The sequence below is a fragment of the Paracoccus yeei ATCC BAA-599 genome, from assembly GCF_000622145.1.
In the GTDB taxonomy this organism is placed as follows: Bacteria; Pseudomonadota; Alphaproteobacteria; order Rhodobacterales; family Rhodobacteraceae; genus Paracoccus; species Paracoccus yeei.
The window spans coordinates 86,461-92,796 of record NZ_JHWH01000020.1; the positions used below are offsets into that span (position 1 = coordinate 86,461).

7 protein-coding genes are annotated in these 6,336 nt (G+C 69.9%); 6 read left to right on the forward strand and 1 reads right to left on the reverse strand.

The window, feature by feature from the left end; all coding sequences use genetic code 11:
- Positions 1–18: 18 nt before the first annotated feature.
- Complete coding sequence (locus BU28_RS26325; RefSeq protein WP_051578170.1) at positions 19–996, forward strand: inositol-3-phosphate synthase; 978 nt, start codon at positions 19–21, stop codon at positions 994–996.
- On the opposite strand, the gene BU28_RS22885 is transcribed toward BU28_RS26325, so the two are convergent.
- Positions 948–1,526, reverse strand: a complete 579-nt coding sequence (locus BU28_RS22885) for a DUF1003 domain-containing protein (RefSeq protein WP_051578171.1) — start codon at positions 1,524–1,526, stop codon at positions 948–950. The two genes, BU28_RS26325 and BU28_RS22885, sit on opposite strands and share 49 nt — an antisense overlap.
- Before the next feature lie 74 nt (positions 1,527–1,600).
- Between BU28_RS22885 and BU28_RS0112420 the strand changes: the two genes are divergently transcribed.
- The 5 genes from BU28_RS0112420 to BU28_RS0112440 all read left to right on the forward strand — a co-directional run.
- A complete protein-coding gene (locus BU28_RS0112420) occupies positions 1,601–2,572 on the forward strand; it encodes an MDR/zinc-dependent alcohol dehydrogenase-like family protein (RefSeq protein WP_036762777.1) in 972 nt (323 codons plus the stop codon).
- Positions 2,569–3,552 carry a Gfo/Idh/MocA family protein gene (locus tag BU28_RS0112425; protein ID WP_051578172.1) on the forward strand — a complete coding sequence of 328 codons (984 nt, stop codon included), beginning with the start codon at positions 2,569–2,571 and terminating at the stop codon, positions 3,550–3,552. Before BU28_RS0112420 ends, BU28_RS0112425 begins: the two co-directional genes overlap by 4 nt.
- Positions 3,553–4,608 carry a polysaccharide pyruvyl transferase family protein gene (locus BU28_RS0112430; protein WP_028719771.1) on the forward strand — a complete coding sequence of 352 codons (1,056 nt, stop codon included), beginning with the start codon at positions 3,553–3,555 and terminating at the stop codon, positions 4,606–4,608. It abuts the gene before it with no gap.
- Positions 4,605–5,990 (forward strand): Coenzyme F420 hydrogenase/dehydrogenase, beta subunit C-terminal domain, encoded by a 1,386-nt coding sequence (locus BU28_RS22890; protein ID WP_051578173.1) that lies wholly within the window; start codon positions 4,605–4,607, stop codon positions 5,988–5,990. Before BU28_RS0112430 ends, BU28_RS22890 begins: the two co-directional genes overlap by 4 nt.
- Before the next feature lie 71 nt (positions 5,991–6,061).
- Positions 6,062–6,336 (forward strand): IS5/IS1182 family transposase (locus BU28_RS0112440; RefSeq protein ID WP_028719772.1); only part of this gene is annotated, 275 nt, incomplete at its 3' end.

Consider the following 6,336-nt stretch of genomic DNA (forward strand, 5'->3'; position numbering starts at 1 on the left):
CACGCCACCAGCCCGCGCTTGTCCAGTTCCGCCCGCGCCTGTTCGACCCGGTCCACGGCGGTCTGGCGCAAGGTTGGCCGCGACGTGGCCAAGGCGATCTTCGCGCCCCCGAACTGCACCGTCGTCTTTGCCTCCGAAGTGCCCGACACCGGCGCCGTGGTGCGCATGGGCCGCATCCTGGACGGCGTGGCCGAGCACATGGCCGACCACCCGGCCGAACGCACCTTCCTGCCCGCGGGCGAACCCGAACCCTCGCGCGAGGACGTGGTTGCCGCGCTGCGGGATGCGCAGGTGGACGTTCTGATGAACTACCTGCCCGTGGGCAGCCAGCAGGCGACCGAATTCTATGCCGAATGCGCGCTCGAGGCGGGGGTGGCCTTCGTCAACAACATTCCGGTGTTCATCGCCTCGGACCCCGCCTGGGCGGAACGCTTCGAAAAGGCCGGCGTGCCGATCATCGGCGACGACATCAAGGCTCAGCTTGGCGCGACCATCGTCCATCGCGTGCTGACCGACCTGTTTCACAAGCGCGGCGTCAAGCTGTGCCGGACCTATCAGCTGAACACCGGCGGCAACACCGATTTCCTGAACATGGCGAACCGCAGCCGGCTGGTCAGCAAGAAGATTTCCAAGACCGAGGCCGTCCAGGCGGTCGCCGCCGAACGGATCGCCGACGAAAACATCCATGTCGGCCCGTCGGACTATGTCGCCTGGCAGAACGACAACAAGGTCTGCTTCCTGCGGATGGAGGGCGAGTTGTTCGGCGGCGTGCCGATGAACCTGGAACTGCGCCTTTCGGTCGAGGACAGCCCGAACTCGGCCGGTGTCGCCATCGACATGATCCGCTGCGCGGCCATTGCGCGCGACCGGGGGCTGGCCGGCCCGGTGCTGGCGCCCGCCGCCTGGTTCTGCAAGCACCCGCCGCAGCAGATGACCGATGACGAGGCCTATGAGGCGGTCGAATCCTTCATCGCGGAAGGCGCACCCGCCCCGTGACCGCCCGTCTTCGGATCGCCTTCACTGGACCCCAGAGCGTCCAGCACCTGGTCGGGATCGACGGTCTTTTCGACCTCGGCCACGGTGGCCTGGTCCAAGGGCACCTCGAGTCGCTCGGCGATGCGGTGGATGACCTCGGCCAGCCGGGTCAGTTCATCCTCGGCCAGAAGGCCCACGTGCAGGTCCAGGTCGGCGCGCCGGTCGGCGGCCTCGGCCTGCCGGTTCTGGTTGATCAGGACGAAGGTGGACAGGAAGATCGCCTCGACCGAGGCCTCCATCGCCAGCATGACGAAGGTCGGGTCCCAGGGCGTGACACCCGGTATCCAGCCCAGGTTGGCCACGATCCAGAAGCCGTAGACCACCAGATGCAGGACCACGAAGGTCATGGAGCCGGTAAAGGCCGTGATCCGGGCCGCGATCCGCGCGCCAAGCGGCGCGGCCGCAGCCTCGCGTCGGCGGCGTTCGGCCAGCCGCTCGATATTGGCGGCCAGCCGCGCGCTCATCTGGCTGCCGATTGCGTTCGTGTCCATGTCCCTTGCCCGCCCTTGTTCTGCCACCCCGGACAAAGCGGCGCCGCCCCCCATTCGGTTCCGAAAGGACAGCCATGATCGAAGCTTCCCTGATGCGCGCCGCCATTCTGGACGGACCGCAGCGGTTTTCCCTGGCCAGGGTGCCGGTGCCCCGGCCCGGCCCGGGCGAGGTGCTGATCCGGCTGGAGGGCTGCGGCGTCTGCGCCTCGAACGTCGAGCCGTGGGAGGGCCAGCCCTGGTCCACCTGGCCCGGCGCGCCCGGCGGCATGGGGCACGAGGGCTGGGGCCGGATCGCGGCCCTGGGCGAGGGGGTCGGGGGCCTGTCCGTCGGGGACCGCGTGACCGCGCTGACCGAACGATCCTATGCCGAATACGACACGGCCCCCGCCGCGATGGTGGTGCCGCTGCCCGCCAGTCTGGACGGGATGCCGGTCCCGGGCGAACCCGTGGCCTGCGCGCTGAACATCTTCGCGCGCTCGGACATCCGCGCCGGCCAGACGGTGGCGATCGTCGGCATCGGCTTTCTGGGCGCGATCCTGACCCGGCTGGCAACGGATGCGGGAGCCCGCGTGATCGCCGTCTCGCGCCGGGCCGAGACGCTGGACCTGGCCCGCAGAATGGGTGCTGCGGAAACCATCCCCATGGACGACCACTGGCGCATCATCGAGGACGTGAAGCGCCTGACCGACGGGCACATGGCCCAGCGGGTGATCGAATGCGTGGGCAAGCAATGGCCGCTGGATCTGGCCGGGGACCTGGTGGCCGAGGGCGGGCGTCTGGTGATCGCGGGCTATCACCAGGACGGGCCGCGGCAGGTGAACATGCAGATGTGGAATTGGAAGGGCATCGACATCGCCAGCGCGCATGAACGCGACGCGGCCGTGCGCGTGGCGGGGCTGCGGGCGGCGGTGGATGCGCTGGCCCAGGGGCGGCTGGACCTTGGCCCGCTGCTGACCGGCTCCTATCCGCTGGAGGATCTGGGCGAGGCCCTGGCCGCGACCCGCGACAAGCCCGGCGGCTTCGTCAAGGCCTGGGTGGCGCTGTGAGGCCGCGCCTGGGCTTTCTCGGCACCGGCTGGATCGGGCGGCACCGGATGGCGGCCCTGGCCGCCAGCGGCCTGGCCGAGATCGTCGCGGTGGCCGAGCCCGACGACGCCTGCGCCGCCGAGGCGCTGACGCTTGCGCCCGATGCCCGGCGGGTGGACGGACTTGACGCGCTGCTGGCCGCCGACATCGACGCCGTGGTGATCGCCACCCCAAGCGCGGCCCATGCGGACCAATCCATCGCCGCGCTGAACGCGGGCAAGGCGGTGTTCTGCCAGAAGCCCCTGGGCCGCACCGGGCCCGAGGTGGCCCAGGTGGTCGCGGCCGCCCGCCGCGCCGACCGCCTGCTGGGCGTCGATCTGTCCTATCGCCACACCGCCGCCATGGCCGCGATCCGCCCGCTGCTGGACGCGGGCAGCCTGGGCCATGTCTTCGGGGTTGACGTGACCTTCCACAACGCCTGGGGCCCGGACAAGCCCTGGTTCTATGACCCCGCGCTGTCAGGCGGCGGCTGCGTGGTCGACCTGGGCGTCCACCTGATCGACCTGGCGCTGTGGTCGCTGGGCTGGCCCGAGGTCGCGGGCGTCGAAAGCCGGCTTTACGCCAAGGGCGCGCCGCTGGCCGATCCGGCGCGGCAGGTCGAGGATTACGCCACAGCCACGCTGGATCTGGCGGGCGGCACGGTCGTCCGCCTCGCCTGCTCCTGGGGCCTTCAGGCGGGGCGCGAGGCGGTGATCGCGGCCGAGTTCTTCGGCACCGAAGGCGGCGCATCCCTGCGCAACGTCAACGGTTCCTTCTACGATCTGCGGGCCGAGCGGCATCGTCACATCCGCGCCGAGCCCCTGGCCGGGCCGCCCGACGACTGGGGCGGGCGCGCGGCGGTGGACTGGCTGGCGCGGCTGGCATCGGGGGGGCGCTTTGACGATGACGCGCGGCATCTGGTCACGGTCGCGCGGGTGATCGACCGGATCTATGGGCGATAGATGCGCGTCGGGGTGCTGACCTTTCACCGCTGCATCAACTATGGCAGCTACTGGCAGGCCCGCTGCCTGGTCGAGGCCATCTCCGCGCGCGGCCACAAGGCGGTCCTGCTGGATCATCAGTCGCGGGACGTGACCTCGCGCGAATGGCGCTATGCCTTCCAGCCGCTGACGCCGGACCGATCCTCGCGCGCCGACGTGGCGCAATATGGCCGCAAGCTGCGCAAGTTCGTGCAGGCGTTCGAGGCGCTGCCGCTCTCCGCGCCCTTCGACCTGGATGATCCCGCCGCGATGCCGCCGGTGGATCTGGCGGTGATCGGCAGCGACGAGGTGCTGAACCTCAGCCATCCCTGGTATGGCGGCAAGCCGATCTTCTGGGGCGAGGGGCTGGCCGCCCCGCGCGTCGTCACCTATGCCGCCAGCTTCGGCAATTACGCCGCCGACTTCATCGAGCCGCAATGGGCGGAACGCCTGCGTGCGCTGGATGCGGTCTCGGTGCGCGACGCCAACAGCTTCGGGCTGGTGGCGGGGGTCCTGGGGCGAGAGCCGGCGATGGTGCTGGACCCGGTGCTGCTGAACCCGCCCCAGGTTCAGCCGGCAGAGGAGTCGCCCTATGTGCTGGTCTATGGCCACCACATCCCCGACTGGTTCGCGGATCGCGTGCAGGCTGCCGCCCGCGCGCGGGGCCTGCGCATGGTCAGCGTGGGCTATCGCAACGACTGGGCCGACGAACAGCGGCTGGATGCCGGGCCGCTGGACTTCGCGGCGCTGATGGCGGGGGCGCAGGCGGTCGCCACCACCTATTTCCACGGCTGCTGCTTTGCGCTGCTGAACGGCAAGCCGCTGGCCTGCGCGCCCTCGGATTACCGCTGGACCAAGGTGCGCGACCTGACCGCGCTGCTGGGGGCGGAACGCCACCTGACTTTCGAGGATCGCGACCCCGCCGACATCGCCGCGCTGCTGGCCGAGCCGGTTTCCGATGCGATCCACGCCCGCATCGCCGCGTTGCGCGCGCAATCGGCGGCCTGGCTGGACGCGGCGCTTGCGGGGCGGGCATGAGCCGCGCGCTCAGCCCCGCGCAGATCGTCGCCTCGGATCTGTGCATCGGCTGCGGGGTCTGCGCGTCGGGCGGCGAGGCGGGGATGGCCTGGGATGCGTATGGCCAGTTGAAACCGCACGGTCCCGCCACCCGGCGGCAGACCGAGGCTTTCGCCGCGCTCTGCCCGTTTTCGCCTTTCGCGGCGAACGAGGACCAGATCGCAGCCGCCCGCTTTCCCGACGCACCGCAGCACGACGCCCGCCTCGGCCGCCATATCAGCTGCCATGTCGGCGCCGTGGCCGAGCCGCCCTTCCGACAGCGCGGCAGTTCAGGCGGCATGGTTACATGGGTCGCCGCCGAGCTGATGCGGCGGGGCCAGATCGACGGGGTGCTGCATGTCCATCCGGGGCAGCCGGGCCAGCCCTTCTTCGGCTATCGCATCAGCCGGTCGGAACAGGAACTGCTGGCGGGCGCCCGGTCGCGCTATCACCCGATCCATCTGGCCGAGGTGCTGAGGGAAGTCCGCGCCATGCCGGGCCGCTATGCGGTGGTGGGCATTCCCTGTTTCATCAAGGCCGTGCATCTGGCCCGCGCGCAGGATCCGGTGCTGGCGGACCGGATCACCCACATGCTGGGCCTGTTCTGCGGCCATATGAAAAGCGCGCGCTTCGTCGACAGCTTCGCCTGGCAGCTTGGCGCCGATCCGGCCCGCGTCCGGGCGGTCGAATACCGGCTGAAGGACGCGAACCGCCCGGCCAACTGGTACACCGCGCATCTGACGCTGGAGGATGGCGGCACGGTGCAGAAAGACTGGTTCCACCTGGCCGACGGCGACTGGGGCGCGGGCTATTTCCAGAACCCGGCCTGCAATTTCTGCGACGACGTGGTGGCAGAGACCGCCGATGTCAGCTTCGGCGATGCCTGGGTGGAACCCTATTCCCAGGACGGCCGGGGCACCAATGTGGTGGTCGTCCGCGCCCCCCTGATCCAGCGCCTGATCGACGAGGCCCGCGCCGAGGGTCGGCTGGCGCTGGACCAGGTCGATGCCGATTTCGTGGCCGAGACGCAGGCGGCGGGGTTCCGGCAGCGGCGCGAGGGGCTGGCCTATCGCCTGACCTGGGCGAAACGCGGCATTCGCCCCGTCAAGCGCGTGGCGCCGCAGGCTGCCGGGATCGGCTGGCGCCGAAAGCTGGTCTATCGCACCCGCGCCGCGATCAGCCGCGGCTCGCACCGGATGGCGCGGCTGGCGGCGATCACGGGCCGCCCGCGGATCTATGTCGGGTGGGCGAGACGAGCCTATGCGCTTTACGAAGCCCTGACCTATCACCGGGGGCGGCTTGCCCCGATCCTCGACCGGATCGAGCGGATGACAAAGCCGCGCGGCGGCGGACGCGGTTCCTAGAGTCTGGACCTATAAATTTCCTTGAGCGCCGGCGGGCGGCATGATTCAAACTCCCGACTTGGGGAGGGATCATGAGCGCGCTTTACTGGCTGACAGATGCGCAGATAGAGCGGCTGCGGCCGTTCTTTCCGAAGTTCCGAGGCAGGCCGAGGGTCGATGACCGGCGCGTTCTGAGCGGGATAATCTTGATCCAGCGCAATGGGTTGATGTGGAAGCATGCTCCGGCCGCCTATGGCCCGCCGAAGACGCTCTGCAGCCGCTGGAAGCGGTGGATCCGGATGGGCGTGTTCGCCACGATCATGACCGAACTGGCCGTCCAGGCCCAGGAAACCCGGATCGTCATGAT